This window comes from Kitasatospora sp. NPDC058046 (genome assembly GCF_042885595.1).
GTDB lineage: Bacteria > Actinomycetota > Actinomycetes > Streptomycetales > Streptomycetaceae > Kitasatospora.
Genome location: NZ_JBHVRS010000001.1, coordinates 285,920 through 311,244 on the forward strand (window position 1 = coordinate 285,920; position 25,325 = coordinate 311,244).

The window sequence follows — 25,325 nt, forward strand, 5'->3', positions numbered from 1 at the left end:
CGTCGGCACGCTCCGTGCGTCCTGTTCTGTATTGTCCCGTGCGGCGCGGGCGGGTGCGCCGCGCACCCACCCCGCCGCCGCGGCGGGGATCAGCCCTGGTCGGCGGGGGCCTGCGTCTCCTCGGCGCCCGGACGGGCCACCAGCTCGACCTGGTCCACGGCGTTGCACCAGCGGCAGCGCACCGACTCGACGGTCTCGCTCAGCACCTCGGTCTCCTCGACCTTGGACTCGCCGGCCAGGTCGAAGTGCAGGAACTCGGTCACCCGCGCGGTGCGGGTCACGTCGAAGCGGGTGAGGTTGCCGCACAGGGTGCAGCGCCAGCGCGTCTCGGCGGTCAGAGCGGGGACGGTCATCGGGGGTCCTCTCGGGTGGTCCCTGGGTGGGGCAGGCGCTCCCCCCGGAGCCCCGGCGTCGGCGGCGGGAGGCGGGAATGCCCGCCCCAAGCCTATTGCCTGGGGCAACCGTCGCGACCACCGGTTGCCTGAACACCCGGGCTAGTCCACCTGCCGTAAACCGCCGTGTCACCTGCGGCGCCCGGAGGGATGCTTGGCCGCATGGCGCTCGCGGTCCCCGACCACACCGCCGCCCGGGGCGGCCGCCCGGCGGCGACCGCCCCCGTGGTCAGCTACGCCCTGATCGCCCTCAACACCCTGGTCTTCCTGCTCGGCCCGGCCGCGGGGCTCAACCCGCTGTACGGCACCGGCCAGGCCCGGGTCTGCGCGGAGCAGCGGTACGAGCAGCGCTGGGGCGCCGTCCCGGCCGAGGTGCTGGCCGGACGGCCGCTGACCGCCGAACAGCTCGCCGAGGCCCCCGACCCGGTCCCCGGCTGCCCGGCCGCCCCGACCCCGGGCAAGCGCCCGGCGCTGTCCGTCCTCACCGGGCTCTTCCTGCACGCCGGCTGGCTGCACCTGCTCGGGAACCTGCTCTTCCTCCAGGTCTTCGGCCCCACCGTCGAACGGCGGCTGGGCCGGGCCCGGTACGCCGTCTTCTACCTGGCCGCCGGCAGCCTGACCACGTACGGCTTCGCGCTCGCCGAGGCGCACTCGCCGAACTCCACCCGGGTGCTCATCGGGGCCTCCGGGGCGATCGCCGCCGCCCTCGGCGCCTACCTGCGCCTCCACCCCCGGGCCCGGGTGACCACCCTCGTCCCGCTGCTGTTCTTCCTGCCGCTGCGCTTCCCGGCCTGGCTGGTGCTCGGCCTCTGGTTCGTCCTGCAGTGGTGGTCGGTGCACGCGGCCGGCCCCGGGGTGGCGTACCTGGTCCACGTGATCGGCTTCTCGGCCGGGTTCCTCTACGCCTGCACCGTGGTCCGCCACCCCCCGCGACGACCGGGCTGACGCCCGATACGCTGGCGGCACCCCACAAAGGAGCCCGAACTGTGATCACCGCCATCGTCCTGATCAAGACCAGTGTCGACCGCATCCCGGAGATCGCCGAATCCATCGCCGCCATCGACGGCGTGAGCGAGGTCTACTCGGTGACGGGGGGCTACAACCTGGTGGCGATGGTGCGGGTGCGCCGGCACGACGACCTGGCCGAGGTCATCCCGGGCCGGCTCAACAAGGTCCCGGGCGTGGCCCACACCGAGACCCAGATCGCCTTCCGCACCTACTCCCAGCACGACCTGGAGGCCGCCTTCGCCCTCGGCCTGGACGAGTAGCGGTCAGCCCTCGGCGCGCCGGCCCCGCTCGACCTGCACGGTGGCGACGCAGCGCCCGCCCTCGTTGCGGTAGTTCCACGCCGCGCCCTCCGTGACCAGCTCCCGGACGGCGGTCAGGAAGCGGTCGACGTGCTCGTCCGGCGTCCCGGCTCCGAAGCTCACCCGGATCGCGTTCAGGCTGCGCTCGCCCGGCAGCGACGGCTCGGGCGCACCACACTCGGACGGTGCCTCGTCCTCGTCGCCGAGCAGCGTGCGCACCAGCGGGTGGGCGCAGAACAGGCCGTCGCGCACCCCGATGCCGTACTCGGCGGACAGCGCGGCGGAGAAGTGCGAGCTGTTCCAGTCCCGGACGACGAAGGACAGCACGCCCACCCGGGCGGAGCCCTCGCCGAACAGGTTCAGCACCTTGACCTGCGGGATCTCGGCCAGCCCGGCCGTCAGCCGGGCGATCAGCTGCTGCTCGCGGGCCTCCAGCCCGTCGAAGCCGGCCTCGGTCAGCGCCCGGCAGGCCGAGGCGATCGCGTAGGCGCCGATGACATTCGGCGAGCCGGCCTCGTGCCGGGCCGGGCCGGTGTGCCACTGCACGGCCACCGAGCCGTCGGCCTCCCGGGCCACCGTCCGGGTCGCCCCGCCGCCGGCCAGGTACGGCTCGGCCGCGTCCAGCCAGTCCGCCCGGCCGGCCAGCACCCCGGCGCCGAACGGCGCGTAGATCTTGTGGCCGGAGAAGGCGATCCAGTCGACGTCCAGCTCGCGCACCGAGACCCGGTGGTGCGGCGCCAGCTGGGCGGCGTCCAGCACCACCCGGGCGCCGTGCCGGTGCGCGGTCGCGGTCAGCTCGGCGACCGGCCACAGCTCGCCGGTCACGTTGGAGGCGCCGGTGACGCAGAGCAGCTTGGGGCCCTCGGGCGCCTCGGCGAGCGCGGCGTCCAGCGCGGCCACCGCCTCGGCCCGCGAGCGCGGCGCCCGCAGGTAGGTGACGTCCAGTCCGGCGTGCGCCCAGGGCAGCAGCGAGGCGTGGTGCTCGGTCTCGAAGGCGAACACCCGGGTGCCGGCCGGGACGGCGGAGGCCAGCAGGTTGAGCGAGTCGGTGGTGGCCCGGGTGAAGACCACCTGGTCGCCCTCGCGCAGGTCGAGGAACTCGCCGACGGTGCGGCGGCTCTGCTCGAACAGGTCGGTGGACAGCTGGGAGAGGTACCCGGCCCCGCGGTGGACGCTGCCGTAGTACGGCGCGTAGGCGGCGACGTCGTCCCACACCCGCTGGAGCGCCGGCGAGCTCGCCGCGTAGTCGAGCGCCGCGTAGCCGACCTTCTCACCGCTGGCGAGCGGGACCTGGACGTCAGCGCCGAGGACGGCGAGCGGGGTGCGGATTTCGGTGGCCAGAGACATGGGGATGCACTCCTTCTGGGGCAAGGGACCCCGGGAGTGCTAGTCGTCGGGCGTCCGCGCTTGTCGCACGGACGGCTTGCCGTGACGACCCGGTCCTCACCCAGGGCACCCCGCCACGGACGGAGGGTTGCCGGACAGCCAGCTGGGGCTTGGCGCTGTCACTCATGACCTGGCGAAGACTCTAGGCCTGGTCCACCGGGTGGTCAAACGGGCATCCAGCATCCGGACAGCACGGGAGCCCGCACCGGCGTACCGGCACGGGCTCCCCAACTGCCGCCTCAGGCCCGGCTGGTGGCCTCCGACCAGCGCCGCAGCAGGTCCTGCGCGGCACCGGAGTCGATCGCCTTCGCGGCCCGCTCCATGCCGGCCGCCAGCTGCTCGGTGAGCGGCGCGTCGCCCAGCTCCAGCGCGACCAGCGCCGCCGCCGTGTTCAGCAGGACGGCGTCCCGCACCGGCCCGTGCTCGCCGGCCAGCAGCCGCCGCGCGACCTCGGCGTTGTACGAGGCGTCCGCCCCGCGCAGCGCCTCGATGCCGACCAGCTCGATGCCCACGTCCCGCGGGTCGAAGGTGGACTCGGTGACGACCCCGTCGCGCACCAGCCAGACCTGCGAGGTCGTGGTGATGGTCAGCTCGTCCAGCCCGTCGTCGCCGCGGAAGACCAGCGCGGTGGCGCCCCGCCGGGCCAGCACCCCGGCGATCAGCCCGGACAGCCGGGTGTCGAAGCAGCCGATGGCGTGCGCGGTGACCTTGGCCGGGTTGGTCAGCGGGCCGAGGATGTTGAAGGCGGTCGGCACCCCGAGGTCGCGCCGCGCGGTGGCGGCGTGCCGCATCGAGGGGTGGAACTTCGCCGCGAAGCAGAAGGTCAGCCCGACCTCCTCGGCCACCTCGGCGACCCGCCGGGGGGAGAGGTCCAGCGCCACCCCGAGCTTCTCCAGCACGTCCGAGGAGCCGCTGGTCGAGGAGGCCGACCGGTTGCCGTGCTTGACCACCTTGGCGCCGGCGGCCGCCGCGACGATCGCCGACATGGTGGAGATGTTGACGGTCTTCGCCCGATCCCCGCCGGTGCCGACGATGTCCACCGCCGGGCCGGGGATCTCCAGCGGTTCGGCGTGCGCGTACATCGCGTCGACCAGGCCGGCGATCTCCTCGACCGACTCGCCCTTGGCCCGCAGCGCGATCATGAACCCGGCCACCTGGACGGGGGACGCCTCGCCGCTCATGATCCGGTCCATCGCCCACGCGGTGGACGAGCGGTCGAGGTCCTCCCCCTGCAACAGTGCCGCCAGGAGGTCCGGCCAGGTGCGGACCACCTGCGCGGGGTCGCTACCGCCGTTCGCAGGGTTCACGTTCACCATGGCTGACTCCAGCTGTTGTCGGTTCCCCGCTCCGGGGACGTCCGTACGGATGGAGCCAGCCTATCGAGCGGAGCGCCCGCTTCTACCCCTGTCTTTCCTACTCCTGGCGCGGATTTCAGCGGACGGCCGGAGTCCGCTTCGCCAGCCGGTCCCGCAGCAGGGTGGCGACCGCCCCGGCCAGCGCCACCGGCTCCACCGGACGGGAGATCGCGGCGTCGGCCCGGCTCCAGGCGGCCAGCCAGGAGTCCTGCGGCCGGCCGATCAGCACCAGGACCGGCGGGCAGCCGTAGATCTCGTCCTTGAGCTGGCGCCCGAGGCCCAGCCCGCCGGCCGGAACGGCCTCGCCGTCCAGCACGCAGAGGTCCACTCCCCCCTTCTCCAGTGCCTTGAGCACCGCGGGGGTGGTCGCGCACTCCAGGTAGGACAGTTCCGGAAGGTCCTCGGCAGGGCGGCGGCCGAGCGCCGTCAGCACCTGCTCGCGGGTGTTGCGGTCGTCGCTGTAGACGAGGACGGTGAGCGTCTCATCGGTCGTGTACGCCATGGGCCCTGCTCCCTCAAGTGTGATCCGGACCACGTTCGCCTGATCCGGATGCTACTCCCGATCACCCTCCGCCGAGTCCCCCTCGCGCACGTTCCTCCTCAAGCCGCCGCGCCCCGGACTAACCCGCCTGGAGGACGGCCCGTCACCCGACCCCGCCCGGTCCACCCGTACGGCTCACCCGGACGCCCTCCCCCCTACCTCCCTCGGCTACTCCGACCGTGCACCGGCGCGCCGGGCAACGGGGTCCAGGCTCCTCCGAGGAACCATCAGAAAAGGGACACGCCGCTGCTCACCCCCCGTACGGGCACCCCGTCGCCCCCCAAGCGGGCATACCGCACGCACCGGACACTCCGAGGGACACCCCCCGACGTGAAGACGGAATAAGGGACCGACATAATGTCCGTCGTGGCGACAGCAACAGCAGTAGAAACCGGGCACGCGCACGGATCGGTCAACCGGCCGAACATGGTCAGCGTCGGAACGATCGTCTGGCTCAGTTCCGAGTTGATGTTCTTCGCGGCCCTCTTCGCGATGTACTTCACGCTCCGCTCCGTCAAGGGGCCGGAGTTCTGGACCGAGAAGGCCCACGCCCTCAACGTGCCCTTCTCCTCGGTCAACACCACGATCCTGGTGCTCTCCTCGCTGACCTGTCAGCTCGGCGTGTTCGCCGCCGAGCGCGGAGACGTGAAGAAGCTCCGGGCGTGGTTCATCCTCACGTTCGCCATGGGCGCGGTCTTCATCGGCGGCCAGGTCTTCGAGTACACCGAGCTGGTCAAGAAGGACGGCCTGTCGCTGTCCTCCGACCCGTACGGCACGGTGTTCTACCTGACCACCGGCTTCCACGGGCTGCACGTGACGGGTGGTCTGATCGCCTTCCTGCTGGTCCTGGGACGGACGTACGCAGCCAAGCGCTTCACGCACGAGCAGGCCACCGCCGCGATCGTCGTGTCGTACTACTGGCACTTCGTCGACGTCGTGTGGATCGGCCTGTTCGCGACCATCTACCTGATCAAGTAACCAGCTGATCAGGTCGCTGGCCACCGGCTGCGGCCCCCGCCCTCACCGGCGACGGGCCGCTTCTGCCGGTGCCGACGCTCCCACCGACCGACCGCGCGCGCAGCCCTAGACAGGCAGCCTCGTGCCGGCCAGACCGGCCGCCGGGTGCACCCACCAGTCGACCAGATCCTGACACCGGGGTTATTCCGTGAAAAAGCTCTCCGCACGACGGCGCCACCCATTGGCGGCGCTGGTCGTCCTACTTCTCGCCCTGGCGGCAACCGGGGGGCTGTACGCCGCGTTCGCGCCCGCCGACAAGGCGCAGGCCGACGTCGCCGCGCAGTCGCTCGCGATCGATGAGGGCAAGAAGCTCTTCGCCGTGGGCTGCTCCTCCTGCCACGGCCTGAACGGCCAGGGCAGCAGTGACGGTCCGAGCCTGGTCGGCGTCGGCTCCGCCGCTGTCGACTTCCAGGTCGGCACCGGCCGCATGCCGGCCCAGCAGCCCGGCGCCCAGGTCCCGCGCAAGAAGAACATCTACTCGCAGGCGGAGATCGACCAGCTCGCCGCCTTCGTCGCCTCCCTCGGTCCCGGCCCGGTGACCCCGACGGAGGAGCAGTTCACCTCGACCAACCCCGAGGACGTCTCCAAGGGTGGCGAGCTGTTCCGCACCAACTGCGCCCAGTGCCACAACTTCGCCGGCCAGGGTGGTGCCCTGACCAAGGGCAAGTACGCCCCCTCGCTGGAGGGCGTGGACGCCAAGCACATCTACGAGGCCATGCAGACCGGCCCGCAGAACATGCCGTCGTTCCCGGACACCACCATGCCCGAGGAGCAGAAGAAGCAGATCGTGGCCTTCGTCCGCCACACCACCAACGATGAGCCCAACCCCGGCGGTCTCACCCTGGGCAGCCTCGGTCCGGTGACCGAGGGTCTGTTCGGCTGGATCTTCGGCCTCGGCACGCTCATCGCGGTCGCGATCTGGGTCGCCGCCCACACCACCAAGGCCAAGAAGTCATGAGCCACGACATGTCAGAAGAGAAGCTCCCGGAGCCGCACGGCTCCGCCGGCGAGGTGGCCGACCACGGCAGCCCGTTCGCCGACCCGGGCCTGCCGGCCCACGAGCCCCGTCGCACCGACATCGACGAGAAGGCCGCGTCGCGTGCCGAGCGCCAGGTCTCGCTGATGTTCGTGGTCTCGATGCTCGCCACTGTCGGGTTCATCGCCTCGTACGTGGCCATCGACCCGGACAAGATCGTCTACATCTTCCCGCTCGGTCACGTCAGCGCGCTGAACTTCGCGCTCGGCCTGACCCTGGGCGTCGCGCTGTTCATGATCGGCGCGGGTGCGGTCCACTGGGCCCGCACGCTGATGTCGGACGTCGAGCTGCCCGCCGAGCGTCACCCGATCGAGGCCTCCGACGAGGTCCGCAACGACGTCATCGAGCAGTTCAAGACCGGTGCCGCCGAGTCCGGCTTCGGCCGCCGCAAGATGATCCGCAACACCCTGATCGGCTCCATGGCGCTGGTCCCGCTCTCCGGCGTGGTCCTGCTCCGTGACCTTGGCCCGCTTCCCGAGAAGAAGCTCAAGGAGACCGGTTGGAAGGAGGCGACCGAGACCAAGCCGCTGCAGCTCATCAACATGAACACCATGCAGCCGATGAAGCCCGAGGACATCATCGTCGGCTCGCTCACGTTCGCCATGCCGGAGGGCCTGTCCACGCACAGCGAGGACTTCCAGCAGCGGATCGCCAAGGACGCCCTGATGCTGGTCCGCATCGCGCCCGAGGACATCAAGGACGACAAGTCCAAGGAGCTGGGTTTCGAGGGCATCCTCGCCTACTCCAAGATCTGCACCCACGTCGGCTGCCCGATCAGCCTGTACGAGCAGCAGACCCACCACGCGCTCTGCCCCTGCCACCAGTCGACCTTCGACCTGGCGGACGGCGCCCGCGTGATCTTCGGCCCGGCCGGCCACCCGCTGCCGCAGCTGAAGATCATCACTGACGAGAAGGGCAACCTGGTCGCCACCGGCGACTTCGCGGAGCCCGTCGGCCCGAGCTACTGGGAGCGTGCTCGATGAGTAGCGCGAGCAGCACCACGACCGGTGCCGCCAAGCCCTCCAGCACGCGTGAAAAGCCCGCCAACAAGTGGGAAGCCGCGGCTGACTGGACTGACGGCCGGCTGGGGATCTACTCCCTCGCCAAGGCCAACCTGCGGAAGATCTTCCCGGACCACTGGTCCTTCATGCTGGGCGAGATCTGCCTCTACACCTTCGTCATCATCATCCTGACCGGTGTCTACCTGACGCTGTTCTTCAAGCCCTCGATGGCCGAGGTCGTCTACGACGGCTCGTACGTGCCGCTCAAGGGCATCCCGATGTCGGAGGCCTACGCCTCCACGGTGGACATCAGCTTCGAGGTCCGCGGCGGTCTGCTGATCCGGCAGATCCACCACTGGGCCGCCCTGGTCTTCGTGGCCGCGATGCTCGTCCACATGATGCGCGTGTTCTTCACCGGCGCGTTCCGCAAGCCGCGTGAGATCAACTGGGTCTTCGGCTTCCTGCTGCTGATCCTGGGCATGTTCGACGGCTTCTTCGGCTACTCCCTGCCGGACGACCTGCTGTCGGGCACCGGTATCCGCTTCATGGAAGGCGCGATCCTCGCCGTCCCGCTGATCGGCACCTACGTCCAGATGTTCCTGTTCGGGGGCGAGTTCCCCGGCCACGACATCGTGCCGCGGTTCTTCACCATCCACGTGCTGCTGATCCCGGGCATCATGCTCGGCCTGCTGGTGGCGCACCTGATCCTGGTCTTCTACCACAAGCACACCCAGTGGGCGGGCCCGGGCAAGACCGAGAAGAACGTCGTCGGCATGCCGCTGATGCCGGTCTACATGGCCAAGGCCGGTGGCTTCTTCTTCCTGGTGTTCGGCCTCATCGCCGTCATCTCGGCGATCGCCACGATCAACCCGATCTGGGCGTACGGCCCGTACCGTCCCGACCAGGTGTCCACGGACGCCCAGCCCGACTGGTACATGGGCTTCTCCGAGGGCCTGATCCGGATCATGCCCGGCTGGGAGATCAGCGTCTGGGGCGGCCACACCCTCAACCTGGGTGTCATGGTCCCGCTGGCGATCTTCCCGCTGGTCCTGGTCTCGATCGCGGCCTACCCGTTCATCGAGGGCTGGATCACCGGCGACAAGCGCGAGCACCACATCCTGGACCGCCCGCGCAACGCCCCGGTCCGCACCGCCCTGGGCGCCGCCTGGATCAGCCTCTACCTGATCCTGCTGATGGCCGGTGGCAACGACCTGTTCGCCACCCACCTGCACCTGTCGATCAACTCGGTCACCTACTTCGTCCGCGTCGGCTTCTTCGTCGTCCCGGTCGTCGTCTTCATCATCACCAAGCGCTGGTGCCTCGGCCTCCAGCGCCGTGACAAGGAGAAGGTGCTGCACGGCCGCGAGTCGGGTGTCATCAAGCGCCTGCCGCACGGCGAGTTCGTCGAGGTGCACACCCAGCTGCCGCAGAAGGACCTGTACAAGCTCACCGCGCACGACCAGAACCAGCCGGTCGAGCTGCCGGCCCAGACGGACGAGAACGGCGTGGCCCGCAAGGCCGGCGTCGTCACCCGCACCCGGGCCAAGCTCTCCCGCGGCTTCTACGGCGAGGGCAGCCAGATCCCCAAGCCGACCGCCGAGGAGCACCACGAGATCACCAGCGGCCACGGCCACCACTGATCCCGTAGGCACCACCGCGTCACCCCGAGGGCCGCTGACCAGAGTTCTGGTCGGCGGCCCTCGGGCTTTCCCGTACCCGCCGCCCGCGCCACCTGGAGCCCCCGTGCAGCTGTCCGTCGACCCCGCCTCGGCCACTCCCCCGTACGAGCAGATCCGCGCCCAGATCGCCGACCGGGCCCGCTCCGGCGAGCTGCCGACCGGGCTGCGGCTGCCCACCGTCCGCGCCCTGGCCGAGCAGCTGGGGCTGGCGGCCGGCACCGTCGCCCGGGCCTACCGCGAACTGGAGGCGGACGGCGTGGTGGAGACCCACGGCCGGCGCGGCACGCTGATCGCCGCCACCGGGGACGCCGCGCACCGGCTGGCCGCCGAGGCCGCCGCCGAGTACGCCGCCCGGGCGAGCCGCCTGGGCGTCTCCCGCGCGGAGGCCCTGGCCGCCGTGGACACCGCCCTGCGGCTGGCCTACCCGCAGGGCTGAGGCGCCCCGGAGGGCGCCTCAGGGGGTCTCAGAGCTCGGGGCGGACCATCCCGGCGGCGGGGGCCTGGGAGGCCGGTGCGGTGGTGCTGACGGGCTGTCCGGAGGCACTGTGCTTGACCCAGTCCGTCCAGGCGATGTTCCAGTCCCCGAAGCCGTTGCCGAAGGGCTCCATCCGGCCGCCGCGGCTGTTCACCACCGTCACCAGGTCCCCCACCCGGGTGTGCTGGAAGAACCACTCGGCGTTGCCGGTGCTCATGCCGGTACAGCCGTGGCTGACGTTCTCGACGCCCTGCGAGCCGACCGACCAGGGCGCCGCGTGGACGTACTCGCCGCTCCAGGTCACCCGGGTGGCCCAGAGCACGTCGAGGTCGTAGGACTCCGTGCTGCCCGGCGCTATCCCGATCGTCTCGCCGTTCATCCGGACCGACCGCTCCTGGCCGAGCACCACCTTGACGCCGTTGCGGGTGTCGAAGCCGGGCTTGCCGGTGGTGACCGGGATGGTCCGCAGCGCCTCGCCGTCACGCTTCAGGGTGAGCTCGTGGGCGGCCGCGTCGATCACCGACTCCACCCGCTCGCCGATCCGCAGCTTCAGCGAGCTGCGGTCACCGCCGTACAGGCCGTCGGCGATCCGGCTGCCGGTGCCGTCGAAGGCCAGCGAGACGGTCGTCCCGGCCGGCCAGTAGTCCTCCGGACGGAAGTGCAGGTTCTTGTCGTCCACCCAGTACCAGGCGCCGGTGACGGCGGGCTGGGAGCCGACGGTCAGGGCGCGCTCGACCTCCTGGCGGGCCTGGGGGTCCTTCACCGCCTCGGAGAGCTCCACGGTGAGCGGCTGGCCCACCCCGTAGACGCCGCTGCCGGAAGAGTCCGGGCCGAGCTTGGCGGTGAGCAGGCGTTCGGCGGCGAGGGTGCTGAAGCTCGCGGTGGTGTCGCCGCGGCCGCCCTTGCCGTCGTCGGCGGAGATCCGCACCGTGTACGCGGTGGCGGCCTTCAGCCGGCCGGTGGTCTGCCAGCTGCGCTGGTCCTCGGCGAGCTTCCCGGCGACCACCCGGCCGTCCGGGCCGACCACGGTGACGTCGGTGAGCCGGCTGTCCTGGACGGCCGTCACGGTGACCGGCTGGGAGGGGTCCGCCTTGGCGTCCGCCGAGAGGTGGACCAGCGGGGCCGCGTCGACCCGGTGCGGTCCGACGGGCGCCTCGTCCCCGGCCGTGCAGCCGGCCAGCGGGGCCAGCACGGCGAGGGCCAGCGAGATGCCGCCGAGAGCTGCGATTCCGCGCCTGTCGGCCATGGCCGCCTCCGAAGGTTTCGCACGATTGATCAGATCGTAGGAACGCCCCCGGTGAAGCGACATCCGAGGGACATCCGGTTCACCCAGCTGAGTGAGGCCGTCATCCCGGGGACGCAGCGGCGTCCGGGAACGCGGCAGGGCCGGTCCCCCCGTACGGGAGGACCGGCCCTGGTGCACGAGCGCGAACCCTACTGGTTCTGGTTCTCGCCGCGGTAGAACTCGAAGACCCATCCGAAGATGCCGATCATGATGATCGGGGCGGCCCAGAACATCAGCCACCAGCCGAAGATCACGCCCAGGAAGGCGAGCGCGCCACCGAGCGCCAGCGAGAGCGGCTGCCAGCTGTGCGGGGCGAAGAAGCCCAGCTCGCCGGAGTCGTCCGCGACCTCGGCCTCGGGGTTGTCACCCGCGCCGCTGTCCACCCGGCGGGCGGTGAAGGCGAGGTAGTACCCGATGAAGGCGCACAGCGCGAAGGCCAGGAACAGCGCCGTGGTACCGGCGGCCTCCAGGCCCGGGCCGTTGGTGTCGGAGTTGGTCCACAGGCCGTAGGTGATGGCCATGGCCAGCACGAAGACCGACAGGCCCAGGAAGATCTTTCCCTGTTCCTTCATCAGGCGTCGCCCTCCTTGTTGCCCTTGCCCAGCTTCGGGGCGTCGTACTTCGCCGGGGTCACGCCGGCGAGGTGCTTGGCCGGCTCACCGTGGTTCTCCAGGTAGTCCAGCGCGGCGATCTCCGGGTGGTGGAGGTCGAAGGCCGGGGATTCGGAGCGGATCCGCGGGAGGGTGAGGAAGTTGTGCCGCGGCGGCGGGCAGGAGGTCGCCCACTCCAGCGAGCGGCCGAAGCCCCACGGGTCGTCCACGGTGACCTTCTCGCCGTACTTGGCGGTCTTCCAGACGTTGTAGAGGAACGGCAGGATCGACAGGCCGAGCACGAAGGAGCCGATGGTCGAGACGGTGTTCAGGGTGGTGAAGCCGTCCGAGGCCAGGTAGTCGGCGTAGCGGCGGGGCATGCCCTCCGCGCCGAGCCAGTGCTGCACCAGGAAGGTGGTGTGGAAGCCGAAGAACAGCGTCCAGAAGGTGATCTTGCCGAGGCGCTCGTCCAGCATCTTGCCGGTCATCTTCGGCCACCAGAAGTGGAAGCCGGCGAACATCGCGAACACGACGGTGCCGAAGACCACGTAGTGGAAGTGGGCGACGACGAAGTACGAGTCCGAGACGTGGAAGTCGATCGGCGGGGAGGCCAGCAGGACACCGGTCAGACCACCGAAGAGGAAGGTGACCAGGAAGCCGACCGTCCAGAGCATCGGGGTCTCGAAGCTCAGCGAGCCCTTCCACATGGTGCCGACCCAGTTGAAGAACTTCACACCGGTCGGGACCGCGATCAGGAAGGTCATGAACGAGAAGAACGGCAGCAGTACCTGTCCGGTGACGTACATGTGGTGCGCCCACACCGTCACGGACAGACCGGCGATCGCGATGGTGGCCGCGATCAGGCCGGAGTAGCCGAACATCGGCTTGCGGCTGAAGACCGGGATGATCTCCGACACGATGCCGAAGAACGGCAGCGCGATGATGTACACCTCGGGGTGGCCGAAGAACCAGAACAGGTGCTGCCAGAGCATCGCCCCGCCGTTGGCCGGGTCGAAGACGTGGGCACCGAACTTGCGGTCCGCCTCCAGGGCGAACAGCGCGGCGGCCAGCACCGGGAAGGCCAGCAGGACCAGCACCGAGGTCAGCAGGACGTTCCAGACGAAGATCGACATCCGGAACATCGTCATGCCCGGAGCGCGCATGCAGATGATCGTGGTGATGAAGTTGACCGCACCGAGGATCGTGCCGAAGCCGGAGAAGGCCAGACCCATGATCCACATGTCGCCGCCGACGCCGGGCGAGTGCACCGCGTCGGACAGCGGGGAGTAGGCGAACCAACCGAAGTCGGCGGCGCCGTTCGGGGTCACGAAGCCGGCCACCGCGATGGTCGAGCCGAAGAGGTACAGCCAGTACGCGAACATGTTCAGACGCGGGAACGCCACGTCCGGTGCGCCGATCTGGAGCGGCATGATCCAGTTCGCGAAGCCGGCGAAGAGCGGCGTCGCGAACATCAGCAGCATGATCGTGCCGTGCATCGTGAACGCCTGGTTGAACTGCTCGTTCGACAGGATCTGGGTCCCGGGACGAGCCAGCTCGGCACGCATGACCAGGGCGAGGATGCCACCGATCAGGAAGAAGGCGAACGACGTGCCCAGGTACAGGGTGCCGATCGTCTTGTGGTCGGTGGTGGTCAGCCACTTGATGATGGTGGAACCCGGCTTCCGGGTCCGCTGCGCCCCGACCGTGACGGCATCGGCGCCCCCGCCGGCCGCGGCGGGCTCGTTGAGGATGGTCACTTCTCTTCACTTCCCATGCCGATGAGGCCGGAGGGCACCCAGCCGTTCTGGCCCTTGGCGCGAAGCTCGGCCAGGTGCTTGTCGTAGTCGGCGCGGTCGACGACCTTGACGTTGAACAGCATGCGCGAGTGGTCGACGCCGCAGAGCTCGGCGCACTTGCCCATGTACTCGCCCTTGACGGTCGGCGTGACCTCGAACTTGTTCACCACGCCCGGCACGACGTCCATCTTCATCATGAAGTTGACGGGCCAGAAGTCGTGGATGACGTCACGCGAGGTGAGGCGGAACTGCACCGACTCGTTGACCGGCAGCCACAGCGTCGGAACCTCCTTGGGGGTTCCGACGTCGTACGCGGCGTCCTTGTTGGCCGGGTCGGGGGTCTCGGTGTTCTCGTAGTTGAACGCCCAGCTCCACTGGAAGCCCACCACGTTGACGTAGTGCTGCGGCTTCTCGGAGGTGGCCGTCAGCTTCGACTCGTCGCGGGCGACGAAGTAGAAGAGGACCGAGACGATGATGATGGGGACCGCGGTGTAGAGCGCCTCGATGGGCACGTTGTACCGGGTCTGCGGGGGGACCTCCACACCGGTGCGCTTGCGCCGGTGGAAGATCACGCTCCAGATGATCAGACCCCACATCAGTACGCCGACCACCAGCGCCGCGATCCAGGAGCCCTGCCACATCTGGAGGACCATGGGCCCTTCCTTGGTGACGGGGCTCGGGAGGCCAAGCCTGGGGAGGTCGTTGGCCGAGCAGCCGGTGGCGGTCGCGATGACGAGGCCCAGTGCCAGCGCCTGAGGCAGCTTCCGCCGCATCGTGCGCCGCGGCGAGCGGTCGGAGCCGTTGGGACTCACGTAGCGCCTTCCCGAAGTCTCGCCCGCCTTCGCGTCGCCCCGGGGAGGAGTGTGAGCCTCCCCGGCGACCCGTCCACGGGCACGGTTTGAATGCTTATGCGGGCCAAACCCTACTCCAGCCTTATGCGCTCCTGACGGGCAGCCCCCGGTAACGCGCCGCCCGCTAGCCCGATCAGGCCCGGTGGGGGCTGCGCCGCAGGTCATCGTAGGCATTCGAGGTCCGTACGCCCGATCGGGGGATGACCTCGGGCGACGCCCGTGACGGCCCGTCGGGCGCGGACGAAGCGGACATTCGGGATGATCGACTGACGGCGGGTGAGCCGCGCGACCGACCGGGGACGCGGCCGGGTGTGTCGTTAAATGTGACCGTGTACTTCGACGCGGCCTCGACGGCCCCTCTGCACCCCGTCGCCCGGCAGGCGCTGACCGCCGCCCTGGACGAGGGCTGGGCCGATCCGGCCCGGCTGTACCGCTCCGGCCGGCAGGCCCGGATGCTGCTGGACGCCGCCCGCGAGACGGTGGCCGCGGTGCTGGGCACCCGGGCGGACGAGATCTCCTTCACCGCGAGCGGCACCCAGGCCGTCCAGCTCGGCCTGCTGGGCGCGCTGGCCGGGAACCGGCGGCGCGGCGGCCACTTCGTGCACTCCGCGGTGGAGCACTCCAGCGTGCTGCACGTCGCCGAACGCCACGAGGCCGCCGGGGGCGAGGTGTCGGTGGCGCCGGTCGACCGGGGCGGCCGGGCCGACCCGGCGGCCTTCGCCGCGCTGCTGCGACCGGACACCGCGCTGGCCGCGCTGCAGAGCGCCAACCACGAGGTCGGGACGGTGCAGCCGGTCGGCGAGGTCGCCGCGCTGTGCGCCGGGGCCGGCGTCCCGCTGCTGGTGGACGCGGCGCAGAGCGCCGGTCGGGCGGACGTCCCGGCGGGCTGGTCACTGCTGACCGCGAGCGCCCACAAGTGGGGCGGCCCGCCCGGGGTCGGGGTGCTGGCGGTCCGCAAGGGCGTCCGGTACGCCTCGCCGCTGCCGGCCGACGAGCGCGAGGGCGGCCGGGTGCCCGGCTACGTCAACGTCCCGGCGATCGTGGCCGCGGCCGCCTCGCTGCGCGCCGTCCGGGCCGAGGCCGAGCGGGAGAACGCCCGGCTGCACGCGCTGGTGGAGCGGATCCGCACCCGGGTGCCGCGGCTGGTGCCCGAGGTCGAGGTGGTCGGCGACCCGGTGCGGCGGCTGCCGCACATCGTCACCTTCTCCTGTCTGTACGTCGACGGGGAGGTGCTGCTGACCGAGCTGGACCGGGCCGGCTTCGCGGTCTCCTCCGGCTCCTCCTGCACCTCGTCCACGCTGACGCCCAGCCATGTGCTGGCGGCGATGGGGGTGCTCACCGAGGGGAACGTCCGGGTCTCGCTGCCGTACGGGACGGCCGAGGCGGACGTGGAGCGCTTCCTCGCGGTGCTGCCGGACCTGGTGGCCGGCGTCCGGGCGCCGCTCGGGCTGGACCTGCCGGCTCCCGGGCCGGCGCCGGCCGCGATCGGGGCTGCGCCCCGAGCCGAAGGGCGCGCCGGGGCCGAAAGCGAGGAGCGACAAGCGACCGACGGAGGAGGGAGTGCCGGAGCGAGGAGCGTCGGCGCCGGGTCAGAGCGCCCGGAGGCGAGCGGGCGGGTCACAGTGATCGACGCGCTGGGCAAGCGCTGCCCGCTGCCGGTGATCGAGCTGGCGAAGCGGATCGGCGAGGTGCCGCCGGGTGGCACGGTCGTCGTGCTGGCGGACGACGAGGCGGCCCGGCTGGACATCCCGGCCTGGTGCGGGATGCGCGGACAGGAGTACGCGGGCGAGGCCCCGGCCGCCGAGTACGGCGGCGACCGGGGCTCGGCCTACCTCGTCGTCCGGCGGACTACTTGACCAGGCGGGCGCTGATCTCGGTGGCCGCCTCGGCGCCGTAGGCCTCCTCGAAGCGCTTCAGGAAGGCGGCCGGGCGCAGCTCGTACTCCTGGGTGCCGACGGTCTCGATCACCAGGGTGGCGAGCATGCAGCCGATCTGGGCGGAGCGCTCCAGGTCGAGGTCCCAGGACAGGCCGGCCAGGAAGCCCGCGCGGAAGGCGTCGCCGACGCCGGTCGGGTCGACCTTGGCCTCCTCCTTGGCGCAGCCGACCACGATCGGCGCCTCGCCCTTGCGCTCGATCCGGACGCCCTTGCTGCCCAGGGTGGTGATCCGGGTGCCGACGCGGGTGAGCAGCTCCTCGGCGCCCCAGCCGGTCTTGGCCTCGATCAGCGCGGCCTCGTACTCGTTGGTGAAGAGGTACGCGGCGCCGTCCACGATCTCGCGGATGTCCTCGCCCTCCAGGCGGGCCAGCTGCTGGGAGGGGTCGGCGGCGAAGGCGTAGCCGCGGGTGCGGCACTCCTGGGTGTGGCGGACCATGCCCTGCGGGTCGTCGGCGCCGACCAGGACGAGGTCCAGGCCGCCGACGCGGTCGGCGATCGGCTTCAGCTCGATGTTGCGGGCCTCGGCCATGGCACCGGTGTAGAACGAGGCGATCTGGTTGTGGTCCTCGTCCGTGGTGCACATGAAGCGCGCGGTGTGCCGGGTCTCGGAGATGTGGACGGAGTCGCAGTCCACGTTGTTGCGCTCCAGCCAGCTGCGGTACTCGGCGAAGTCCGCACCGGCGGCGCCGACCAGGACCGGGCGCAGGCCGAGCACACCCATGCCGAAGGCGATGTTCGGCGCGACGCCGCCGCGGCGGATGTCCAGGGTGTCGACCAGGAAGGACAGCGACACGGTGTGCAGCTGCTCGGCGACGAGCTGGTCGGCGAACCGGCCGGGGAACGTCATCAGGTGGTCGGTGGCGATCGAGCCGGCGACGGCGATACGCACGGGGGGTCTCCTCAGGGTGGCTGCGGGGCCAGCGGGCAGGCGGGGACGAACCCGCCTACGGTACCCGGCCCCGGGGAGCGCCCGGCAAGAGTGCCGCAAGTTGCCGCCCCACGGCCATGGTGGCACCCGTCGCCCTCCTCCGTGTACTACCTCCCGGTAGCACTGGTGGGCGGCCGGGCCCCTGCCTAGGGTCGGCCGTGGGGGGCCCGTCGTGCGGGCCCCGTCGTCGACCGCGGCAGCGTGGCCGCGGCCCTGGATCGGAGCGATACCGGATGATGACCGACCACTGTGCCCTGCCCGTCCTGCGGACCGAGGACGGCGAGACGCTCGACGCCCTGCTGGACTCCTCCCGGCGGCTGCGCCGGTTCTGGCCGCAGCTCGCGGCCGGCCCGGAGCCCGTCGCCCCCGCCTCGACCGGCTTCCGGGTGTCCTCCGGGGCCCAGCGGGTGGTCGCCGGGATGGCCGAGTACGGCTTCTGAGCCCGCCGGACCGGATCAGCCGCGCGCGGAACCGCTGCGGAACCACTGTGGAACCGGATCCGACCGGAGCACGTCACATCCGCGCGGAGCGGCGAGGAGGCGGCACCGCTGAACCCTCGGGAGGATGTGCAGATGGATCTGGAGACGATGCCCCGGCGCGGTCGGCGAGCGGTGGCCCTGACGGGTCTGGTGCTGGCGGCGGTGGTGACGGTGGCCGGCTGCGGCAGCGGCGGCGGCGGCAAGCCCGCCTCGGACGCGGCGACGAGCGGCTCGGCCGCCGCGTCCGCCTCGGCCAGTGCCTCGCCGCCGGCCCCGGCGGACTCCGCGAGCCCGTCCTCGGCGGCTCCGACCGGGAGTTCCTCCGGGGCCGCGCAGCCGGCCCAGCCGCCGACCGGCTTCACACCCAGCCCGGCCTCGCCCCCGCCCGGGCAGCCGGCCCCGGCCACTCCCCCGGGCAACGGGATCGCGGTGGGCGAGCCGAACCCGAACGGTTCGGACGCGCCCGTCCGTCCGCCGGTCGCCTACCGGGTGGACGGCACCACCAAGCTGACCGTCTACTTCTTCGGCGGGGTCTGCACCACGTACGCGCTGAAGGCGGACGAGTCGCAGCCGGGCCGGGTGGACGTGCTGGTCGTGCCGGGCCCGCCCACCGTCCAGCCGGGACAGGTGTGCAACGCGCTGGCCAAGCGGCAGTCGGTCGCGGCCGACCTGCGCTCGCCGCTGGCCGGGCGGACGGTGGTCGACAGGACGAGCGGTCAGGAGCTGCCGCTGGAGGGCGACCCGCACATGGGGCCGGACCCGGTCACCCCGGACGTCGCGGGGCGGTAGGCGCCGCGGCGCCCGCGGGCGGAAACGGAAAGGCGGCCCCGGGGATCACCCCGGGGCCGCCTTCCGCAGCGGGCTTAGCTGAACGAGTCGCCGCAGGCGCAGGAGCCGGTGGCGTTCGGGTTGTCGATGGTGAAGCCCTGCTTCTCGATGGTGTCGACGAAGTCGACGGTGGCGCCGCCCAGGTACGGGGCGCTCATCCGGTCGGTGACGACCTTGACGCCGTCGAAGTCCTTGATCACGTCACCGTCGAGCGAGCGCTCGTCGAAGAACAGCTGGTAACGCAGGCCGGAGCAGCCACCGGGCTGGACGGCGACGCGCAGCGCGAGGTCCTCGCGGCCTTCCTGCTCCAGCAGGGCCTTGACCTTGGCCGCGGCGGCATCGGTGAGGAGGATGCCACTCTCGACGGTGGTCTCGTCCTGGACGGTCATCTGCTTTCTCCCGGTCTTGACGACGGTCTGCCGCCAGTGCCAACCAACGGCCGTCCGGTTTCATTTCCCGGGCGGCGATCGATTTCTGCGGCCTGTTCGCGGCTGGTTGTCCGTAGGCCGGGTGTGCCACCCGCGTCCCCTACGCTCCCCATGCTCGCACACCCCCGGAGGGCCGGTCACCGCCCGAGGCACGGATCCGGGTGAACGGGCCCCACGGCCGCCCGTCGGACGCCAGGATGGTCGGCATGATCCTTCGCCAGGTCAGGGACACCGCAGCGGACGCGGAGGTCGTCCGGGAACTGTCCTTCGCCGCGTTCGCCGCACCGTCCGACGACCCCGCGCGGCCACCGCGGCCGACGCCGCTGCAGCTGGCCCGGACCAGGCACCTGGCGCGCACCGATCCCGGGGGCTGCTGGCTGGCGGAGAGCGGCGGGCAGGCGGTCGGGGTGGTGCTGTCGATGCGCCGCGAGGGCCTGTGGACGCCCTCGCTGTTCGCCGTCCGGCCGTCCGCGCAGGGCCGGGGGGTGGGGCGGCTGCTGTTCGAACGGGCGATGGCGCACGCCCGGGGCTGCCTGCGCGGGATGGTCTGCGCCTCCGGCTCCCCTGCGGCGGCCCGCCGCTACCGGCTGGCCGGGTTCACCCTGCACCCGGCGATGCGGCTGACCGGGACGGTGGACCGGCAGGGGCTGATCGATCCGGGCGACATACCGGTGCACCGCGGCAACGCCACCCACCTGCACCTGCTGGACTCGGTGGACCGCCGGCTGCGCGGGTCCGCGCACGGGCCGGACCACGAGCTGATGCTCGGGCACTTCGAGGAGCTGCTGGTCGCGGACGCGCTGGCCGGCAGCGGCTACTGCTACCGGGACGGCGGCACGGTGCGGCTGCTGGCGGCCACCAGCAAGCGGATCGGGGCCCGGCTGCTGCGCGAGGCGCTGGCCCGGGTGCCGGACGGGGCCGAGGCGCGGGTGGAGTACCTGACCGCCGAGCAGGAGTGGGCGCTGGACGTCGGGCTGGAGGTCGGGCTGACGCCGGAGACCGGCGGCTTCGTCGGGGTGCGCGGGATGCGGCCGCCGGCGCCGTACCTGCCGAACGGGGCGTTCCTGTAGGCGGGCACGCGTACGGCCCCCTCCGGAGCGCTCCGGAGGGGGCCGTACGGACGTCAGGGTGCTCAGACCATGGTGTCCAGGATCTCCTTGACCATCTCCATGGTGGTGCCCGGGTGCAGGAAGGCGAAGCGGGCGACCGTCTCGCCGTCCCAGCCGGTGGGGGTGACGAAGCCGATCTGGTCCGCGAGCAGCTGCTGCGACCAGCGGTAGTAGTCGTCGTTGGTCCAACCCCTGCGCTTGAAGCAGACCGCCGAGAGCTGCGGGTCGAACAGCAGCTCCAGGTGCTCGCTCTCGCGGATCAGCTGGGCCGTCTCCCGGGCCAGGGTGAGGCCGGCCTCGATGGCGTCGGTGTAGGCCTGGACGCCGTGGACGGCCAGCGAGAACCAGAGCGGCAGGCCGCGGGCGCGCCGGGTCAGGTGGTAGGCGTAGTCGGTGGGGTTCCACTCGTCGCCCTCGGTGTGCAGGACGTCCAGGTAGGAGGCGTCCTGGGTGTGCACGGCGCGGGCGAGCTGCGGGTTGCGGTAGATCAGCGCGGCGCAGTCGAAGGGGGCGAACAGCCACTTGTGCGGGTCGACCACGAAGGAGTCGGCGTGCTCGATGCCGTTGTAGCGCTCGCGCACCGAGGGGGCGAACAGGCCGGCGCCGCCGTAGGCGCCGTCCACGTGGAACCAGAGGTCGCGCTCGCGGGCGACCTCGGCCAGGCCGGCCAGGTCGTCGACGATGCCCTCGTTGGTGGTGCCGGCGGTGCCGACGACGGCGATCACCGTCTCCGGGTTCGGGTCGGCGGCCAGCGCGGCGCGCAGCGCCTCGCCGGTGAAGCGCCGGTTGACGGTCGGGACCTTGAAGGCCTCGACGCCGATGATGTTGAAGGTGTTCTTGACCGAGGAGTGCACCTGGTCGGCGACGGCTATCCGCAGCCGGGCCTCCGGGCCGACACCGAGCTTGCGGCGGGCGGTGTCGCGGGCGACCACCAGGGCGGAGAGGTTGCCCGCCGAGCCGCCGGACACGAAGCAGCCGCCGGCCGACTGGGGCAGGCCCGCGCGGTCGGCGATCAGGCGCAGCACCTGGTTCTCGGCGGCGATCGCGCCGGCCGCCTCCAGCCAGGAGATGCCCTGGAGGGAGGCGCAGGAGACGACCATGTCGAACAGCAGCGCGGCCTTGGTCGGGGCGCACGGGATGAAGGACAGGTAGCGGGGGCTGTCGGCGGAGATGACCGCCCGGGACAGCTCGTGGTCGTACAGCTTGAGCACGTCGACCGGGTTGTTGCCGTCCTGGTTCAGCAGGCCGGCCAGCTGGGTGCGCAGGTGCTCGCCGTCACCGGGGTGGTCGAGCGGGACGGGGTCGTACTGCAGCCGCTCCCGCATGTAGTCGAAAACCAGGTCGACCAGCTCGTTGTCGGGCCGGTGCATGCGGTCGGGTGCTGCGGACACGGCGGTCCCTCTCGGCGTGGGGGTGTCGGGGGGCGTCCGGTCGGCGGGACGCTTCACCGCGACGACCGGACGTGATCAGCGTAGGCAGCACCGGGCCCTCCCCGCGCGTCGGAACGCGGCTGGTCAGGCAGGTTTCGGGCGTCTTCGGGCGGGTCCGCGCAGGATTCCTGCGTACGGTCCGGGGGCGGCCGGCGGGCGGTCAGCCGATGAGCTGGGAGAGGACCACCGAGGAGCGGCTGCGCTGCACTCCGGGCTCGCGCCGGATGCGCTCGATGACGGCCTCCAGGTGGCGCATGTCGGCGGCCCGCAGGTGCACCAGGGCGTCCGGGTCGCCGGTGACCGTCCAGGCGGCGACCACCTCGGGGAACTGCCGCAGGCTGGCGAGGATCTCCTCGGGGGCGGTGCGCTCGCGGCAGTAGACCTCGACGAAGGCCTCGGTCTGCCAGCCCAGCACGGACGGGTCGAGCACCACGGTGAAGCCCCGCACCACGCCGCGCGCCCGCAGCCGGTCGATCCGCCGGCGCACGGCGGTGGCGGAGAGGTTCACCTGCAGCCCGATCTCGGCGTACGAGGCGCGGCCGTCGCTGCCGAGCCGGGCGAGCAGGAGCCGGTCGGTCTCGTCCAGGTCGGCCCCGACCACCTCGTGCGCTCGGCTGCTGGTCATGGGTGAGGGGCTCCACGGGTCGTACGGGGGGTTCGGCGGGGCGTTCCGGCGGCGGGCTGCCACTGCCGAAACGGTTCGCCACCATTCTGGCGGATGACCTGGACGAGTTCACCGCCGTCGGATGACGGGCGGGCGGCCGTCACGGGACGAGCAGCACGATCTTCCCCCGGGTGCGGCCCTCGGCGCTGAGCGCCTGGGCGGAGGCGGCCTGGGCCAGCGGGAAGGTGGAGGCGACGGTGACGGTCAGCCGGCCGTCGTCGGCGAGCGCGGCCAGCTCGGCGAGGTCGTCGGCGTCCGGGCGGACCCAGACGTACCGGCCGCCGAGCGCCTTGACCCCGTAGTCGGTGATCGAGGCGATCCGGCCCGGGTCCGCCACCAGGCCGGCCGAGAGCTGGACGGCGCCGTGGCCGACCAGGTCGAGGGCGGCGTCCACCCCGTCGGGGGCGAGCGCGCGGACCCGGTCGGCCAGGCCCTCGCCGTACACCACCGGCTCGGCGCCGAGGCCGCGCAGGAAGTCGTGGTTGCGCTCGGCCGCGGTGCCGATCACCCGGGCGCCGCGGGCCCGGGCCACCTGCACCGCCAGGTGGCCGACCCCGCCCGCGGCGGCGTGCACCAGGACGGTCTCCCCCTCGGCGAGGCGCAGCGCCCGCAGGCCCTGCAGGGCGGTGAGCCCGGCCAGCGGCAGGCCGCCGGCCTGCGCCCAGTCCAGCGCGGCCGGTTTGCGGGCCAGGGTGCGGACCGGGGCGGAGACCAGTTCGGCGTAGGTGCCGTGCTCGACGGCGTCCTTGCGGACGTAGCCGTACACCTCGTCGCCCGGGGCGAACTCGGTGATCCCGCCGCCGACCGCGCGGACCACGCCGGCCACGTCCCAGCCCATGACCAGCGGGAAGTGCGCGTCGAGGATGCCGTCCAGGGCGCCGTCCCGGACCTTCCAGTCCACCGGGTTCACCCCGGCCGCCCGGACCTCGACCAGTACGGAGTCGGGCCCGACCTTGGGGTCGGGCAGGTCGGTGTACTCGACCACCTCGGGGCCGCCGTAGCGGTTGATCGCGATTGCTTTCATGGGCTCAGCCATACCCGTCGGCTTCGAAGTATCGATTCGGCCACGCCCGGAAGCATCCGATTCGACGAGCGGTTCTCGTCACATCGACAGGATGGCCATCGTCACTCTGACGCTAAGCGGTTAGAATAGATAGCGTCAGTTAGACGAAAAGGCCCCACCGCTAGCTCGGCCGCACAGAAGGGCACCCGCCCGTGACCACCACCATCACCGAGACCCACGGCGTCGACCCCACTCCGACGCCGCTCGCTCTGCTGCTGCTCGGCCGCGAGGCCGACCCGAACAGCGAGCGCGGCGTCGAATGCCCCGGTGACCTCCCCCCGGCCTCCGACCCCCACCTCGTCGAGCGCGCCCGCGCGGCCAAGGCCGCGCTCGGCGACCGCGTCTTCATCCTCGGCCACCACTACCAGCGCGACGAGGTGATCGAGTTCGCCGACGTCACCGGCGACTCCTTCAAGCTCGCCCGCGACGCGGCCGCCCGCCCCGAGGCCGAGTACATCGTCTTCTGCGGCGTGCACTTCATGGCCGAGTCCGCGGACATCCTCACCAGCGACCGCCAGCAGGTCGTCCTGCCGGACCTCGCGGCCGGCTGCTCGATGGCCGACATGGCCACCGCCGAGCAGGTCGCCGAGTGCTGGGACGTGCTGACCGACGCCGGCATAGCCGACGCCACCGTCCCGGTCTCGTACATGAACTCCTCCGCCGACATCAAGGCCTTCACCGGCCGGCACGGCGGCCTCATCTGCACCTCCTCCAACGCCAAGCGCGCCCTGGAGTGGGCCTTCGAGCAGGGGCAGAAGGTGCTCTTCCTGCCCGACCAGCACCTCGGCCGCAACACCGCCGTACGGGACATGGGCTTCTCGCTGGACGACTGCGTCGTCTACAACCCGCACCGGCCGAACGGCGGCCTGACCGCCGAGCAGCTGCGGGACGCCAAGATGATCCTCTGGCGCGGCCACTGCTCGGTGCACGGCCGGTTCAGCCTGGACTCGGTGAACGACGTCCGCGAGCGGATCCCCGGCGTGAACGTCCTGGTGCACCCCGAGTGCAAGCACGAGGTCGTCGCGGCCGCCGACATGGTGGGCTCGACCGAGTACATCATCAAGGCGCTGGACGCCGCCGAGCCCGGCTCCAAGTGGGCCATCGGCACCGAGCTGAACCTGGTCCGCCGCCTGGCCAAGGCGCACCCGGACAAGGAGATCGTCTTCCTGGACCGGGCGGTCTGCTTCTGCTCGACCATGAACCGGATCGACCTGCCGCACCTGGTCTGGGCGCTGGAGTCGCTGGTCGAGGGCCGGGTGCCGAACGTGATCACCGTCGACCCGGAGACCGAGACGTACGCCAAGGCGGCGCTGGACCGGATGCTGGCCCTGCCGTAGCCGTCCGCGGACAACAGCCGAAGGGCGGGCCCCCTCCGTGGTGGAGGGGGCCCGCCCTTTCGTCTGGCAGCGGCCGCGGCCCTACTCCGGGAAGCCCGGGATCACGCCCTCGCCGTCGGCCATCAGCAGCTCGCGGACCTCGTCGATCGTCGCGTCGGCGCTCGGCAGGATCAGCTCGGACGGCTCCAGCGAATCCAGCGGCACCGGGGTGCCGTACTGCTTCACCGCCTCGATGAGCTTGCCGTAGGCCTCACGGAAGAGCGCCTCGTCCCCCGACTCCACTGCGGTGACGAGCTCGGCGTCGAGCTCGTTGAGCAGGTTCAGGTGGTCGTCGCCCACCTCGTACTGCCCCTCACCCATGACCCTCATGATCATGCCGTGCGTCTCCCTGGTTCGTGGGGTCGAGCTCAG

The 25,325-nt window shown here is 71.6% G+C and carries 26 protein-coding genes and 1 riboswitch; of the genes, 12 read left to right on the forward strand and 14 right to left on the reverse strand.

Annotated elements, in window-relative coordinates; all coding sequences use genetic code 11:
* Positions 1-89: 89 nt before the first annotated feature.
* On the reverse strand, positions 90-353 hold the full coding sequence (locus ACFVU7_RS01320; RefSeq protein ID WP_049651830.1) for a hypothetical protein: 264 nt from the start codon (positions 351-353) through the stop codon (positions 90-92).
* Between the two features lie 201 nt (positions 354-554).
* Here ACFVU7_RS01320 and ACFVU7_RS01325 point away from each other — a divergent pair, with 201 nt between their 5' ends.
* Both ACFVU7_RS01325 and ACFVU7_RS01330 read left to right on the forward strand, forming a co-directional pair.
* Complete coding sequence (locus ACFVU7_RS01325) at positions 555-1,337, forward strand: rhomboid family intramembrane serine protease (protein WP_049651831.1); 783 nt, start codon at positions 555-557, stop codon at positions 1,335-1,337.
* Between the two features lie 41 nt (positions 1,338-1,378).
* Positions 1,379-1,660, forward strand: a complete 282-nt coding sequence (locus ACFVU7_RS01330; protein ID WP_049651832.1) for an Lrp/AsnC family transcriptional regulator — start codon at positions 1,379-1,381, stop codon at positions 1,658-1,660.
* A 3-nt stretch (positions 1,661-1,663) separates the two neighbouring features.
* Here the strand turns inward: ACFVU7_RS01330 and ACFVU7_RS01335 are convergent, their stop codons facing one another.
* The 3 genes from ACFVU7_RS01335 to ACFVU7_RS01345 form a co-directional block, all read right to left on the reverse strand.
* Positions 1,664-3,046, reverse strand: coding sequence for an aminotransferase class V-fold PLP-dependent enzyme (locus ACFVU7_RS01335; protein WP_049651833.1), 1,383 nt, complete (start codon positions 3,044-3,046; stop codon positions 1,664-1,666).
* A gap of 51 nt (positions 3,047-3,097) precedes the next feature.
* Positions 3,098-3,216: riboswitch (SAM riboswitch) on the reverse strand.
* 108 nt (positions 3,217-3,324) lie between these two features.
* Positions 3,325-4,401, reverse strand: a complete 1,077-nt coding sequence (gene trpD, locus ACFVU7_RS01340) for an anthranilate phosphoribosyltransferase (RefSeq protein WP_107086441.1) — start codon at positions 4,399-4,401, stop codon at positions 3,325-3,327.
* 115 nt (positions 4,402-4,516) lie between these two features.
* The gene (locus ACFVU7_RS01345; protein WP_049651834.1) at positions 4,517-4,942 is read right to left on the reverse strand and encodes a hypothetical protein; all 426 of its coding nucleotides are present in this window, start codon (positions 4,940-4,942) and stop codon (positions 4,517-4,519) included.
* A gap of 396 nt (positions 4,943-5,338) precedes the next feature.
* Between ACFVU7_RS01345 and ACFVU7_RS01350 the strand changes: the two genes are divergently transcribed.
* The 5 genes from ACFVU7_RS01350 (at position 5,339) to ACFVU7_RS01370 (ending at position 10,150) form a co-directional block, all read left to right on the forward strand.
* A complete protein-coding gene (locus tag ACFVU7_RS01350) occupies positions 5,339-5,959 on the forward strand; it encodes a heme-copper oxidase subunit III (RefSeq protein ID WP_049651835.1) in 621 nt (206 codons plus the stop codon).
* 187 nt (positions 5,960-6,146) lie between these two features.
* Positions 6,147-6,956, forward strand: a complete 810-nt coding sequence (locus ACFVU7_RS01355; protein WP_049651836.1) for a c-type cytochrome — start codon at positions 6,147-6,149, stop codon at positions 6,954-6,956.
* Positions 6,957-6,964: 8 nt separating this feature from the next.
* Positions 6,965-8,017 (forward strand): ubiquinol-cytochrome c reductase iron-sulfur subunit, encoded by a 1,053-nt coding sequence (locus ACFVU7_RS01360; protein WP_049651837.1) that lies wholly within the window; start codon positions 6,965-6,967, stop codon positions 8,015-8,017.
* Entirely contained in the window at positions 8,014-9,675 is a 1,662-nt protein-coding gene (locus ACFVU7_RS01365; protein WP_074000891.1) for a ubiquinol-cytochrome c reductase cytochrome b subunit, read from the forward strand. Before ACFVU7_RS01360 ends, ACFVU7_RS01365 begins: the two co-directional genes overlap by 4 nt.
* 103 nt (positions 9,676-9,778) lie before the next feature.
* Positions 9,779-10,150 (forward strand): GntR family transcriptional regulator, encoded by a 372-nt coding sequence (locus tag ACFVU7_RS01370; RefSeq protein WP_375874018.1) that lies wholly within the window; start codon positions 9,779-9,781, stop codon positions 10,148-10,150.
* A 28-nt stretch (positions 10,151-10,178) separates the two neighbouring features.
* Here the strand turns inward: ACFVU7_RS01370 and ACFVU7_RS01375 are convergent, their stop codons facing one another.
* The 4 genes from ACFVU7_RS01375 to coxB form a co-directional block, all read right to left on the reverse strand.
* Entirely contained in the window at positions 10,179-11,435 is a 1,257-nt protein-coding gene (locus ACFVU7_RS01375) for an Ig-like domain-containing protein (protein WP_117487459.1), read from the reverse strand.
* 188 nt (positions 11,436-11,623) lie between these two features.
* On the reverse strand, positions 11,624-12,046 hold the full coding sequence (locus ACFVU7_RS01380) for a cytochrome c oxidase subunit 4 (protein WP_049651840.1): 423 nt from the start codon (positions 12,044-12,046) through the stop codon (positions 11,624-11,626).
* Complete coding sequence (gene ctaD, locus ACFVU7_RS01385) at positions 12,046-13,821, reverse strand: cytochrome c oxidase subunit I (RefSeq protein ID WP_074000888.1); 1,776 nt, start codon at positions 13,819-13,821, stop codon at positions 12,046-12,048. The genes ACFVU7_RS01380 and ctaD overlap by 1 nt, the downstream gene beginning before the upstream one ends.
* Positions 13,818-14,672, reverse strand: coding sequence for a cytochrome c oxidase subunit II (gene coxB / locus ACFVU7_RS01390; RefSeq protein ID WP_049651842.1), 855 nt, complete (start codon positions 14,670-14,672; stop codon positions 13,818-13,820). The genes ctaD and coxB overlap by 4 nt, the downstream gene beginning before the upstream one ends.
* A gap of 368 nt (positions 14,673-15,040) precedes the next feature.
* On the opposite strand from coxB, the gene ACFVU7_RS01395 reads away from it, so the two are divergent.
* On the forward strand, positions 15,041-16,567 hold the full coding sequence (locus ACFVU7_RS01395) for a cysteine desulfurase/sulfurtransferase TusA family protein (protein WP_388043681.1): 1,527 nt from the start codon (positions 15,041-15,043) through the stop codon (positions 16,565-16,567).
* Here ACFVU7_RS01395 and ACFVU7_RS01400 read toward each other — a convergent pair.
* A complete protein-coding gene (locus tag ACFVU7_RS01400) occupies positions 16,560-17,537 on the reverse strand; it encodes a carbohydrate kinase family protein (RefSeq protein ID WP_388043683.1) in 978 nt (325 codons plus the stop codon). The two genes, ACFVU7_RS01395 and ACFVU7_RS01400, sit on opposite strands and share 8 nt — an antisense overlap.
* Before the next feature lie 272 nt (positions 17,538-17,809).
* On the opposite strand from ACFVU7_RS01400, the gene ACFVU7_RS01405 reads away from it, so the two are divergent.
* A complete protein-coding gene (locus tag ACFVU7_RS01405) occupies positions 17,810-18,016 on the forward strand; it encodes a hypothetical protein (protein ID WP_049651844.1) in 207 nt (68 codons plus the stop codon).
* Positions 18,017-18,148: 132 nt separating this feature from the next.
* A complete protein-coding gene (locus ACFVU7_RS01410) occupies positions 18,149-18,844 on the forward strand; it encodes a hypothetical protein (protein WP_388043685.1) in 696 nt (231 codons plus the stop codon).
* A gap of 74 nt (positions 18,845-18,918) precedes the next feature.
* On the opposite strand, the gene erpA is transcribed toward ACFVU7_RS01410, so the two are convergent.
* Positions 18,919-19,272: an iron-sulfur cluster insertion protein ErpA gene (gene erpA / locus ACFVU7_RS01415; protein WP_049651846.1), complete on the reverse strand. Its 354-nt coding sequence runs from the start codon at positions 19,270-19,272 to the stop codon at positions 18,919-18,921.
* 245 nt (positions 19,273-19,517) lie between these two features.
* Here erpA and ACFVU7_RS01420 point away from each other — a divergent pair, with 245 nt between their 5' ends.
* Positions 19,518-20,381, forward strand: a complete 864-nt coding sequence (locus ACFVU7_RS01420; RefSeq protein ID WP_074001184.1) for a GNAT family N-acetyltransferase — start codon at positions 19,518-19,520, stop codon at positions 20,379-20,381.
* 62 nt (positions 20,382-20,443) lie between these two features.
* On the opposite strand, the gene ACFVU7_RS01425 is transcribed toward ACFVU7_RS01420, so the two are convergent.
* The 3 genes from ACFVU7_RS01425 to ACFVU7_RS01435 form a co-directional block, all read right to left on the reverse strand.
* On the reverse strand, positions 20,444-21,811 hold the full coding sequence (locus ACFVU7_RS01425) for a pyridoxal-dependent decarboxylase (RefSeq protein ID WP_117487462.1): 1,368 nt from the start codon (positions 21,809-21,811) through the stop codon (positions 20,444-20,446).
* Between the two features lie 199 nt (positions 21,812-22,010).
* Positions 22,011-22,475, reverse strand: coding sequence for an Lrp/AsnC family transcriptional regulator (locus ACFVU7_RS01430; protein WP_049651848.1), 465 nt, complete (start codon positions 22,473-22,475; stop codon positions 22,011-22,013).
* Positions 22,476-22,614: 139 nt separating this feature from the next.
* Positions 22,615-23,538, reverse strand: a complete 924-nt coding sequence (locus tag ACFVU7_RS01435) for an NADP-dependent oxidoreductase (RefSeq protein WP_074000885.1) — start codon at positions 23,536-23,538, stop codon at positions 22,615-22,617.
* A 191-nt stretch (positions 23,539-23,729) separates the two neighbouring features.
* Between ACFVU7_RS01435 and nadA the strand changes: the two genes are divergently transcribed.
* The gene (nadA, locus tag ACFVU7_RS01440; protein WP_375874022.1) at positions 23,730-24,914 is read left to right on the forward strand and encodes a quinolinate synthase NadA; all 1,185 of its coding nucleotides are present in this window, start codon (positions 23,730-23,732) and stop codon (positions 24,912-24,914) included.
* A gap of 81 nt (positions 24,915-24,995) precedes the next feature.
* Here nadA and ACFVU7_RS01445 read toward each other — a convergent pair whose 3' ends face one another.
* A complete protein-coding gene (locus ACFVU7_RS01445; RefSeq protein ID WP_049651850.1) occupies positions 24,996-25,289 on the reverse strand; it encodes a hypothetical protein in 294 nt (97 codons plus the stop codon).
* Positions 25,290-25,325: the final 36 nt, after the last annotated feature.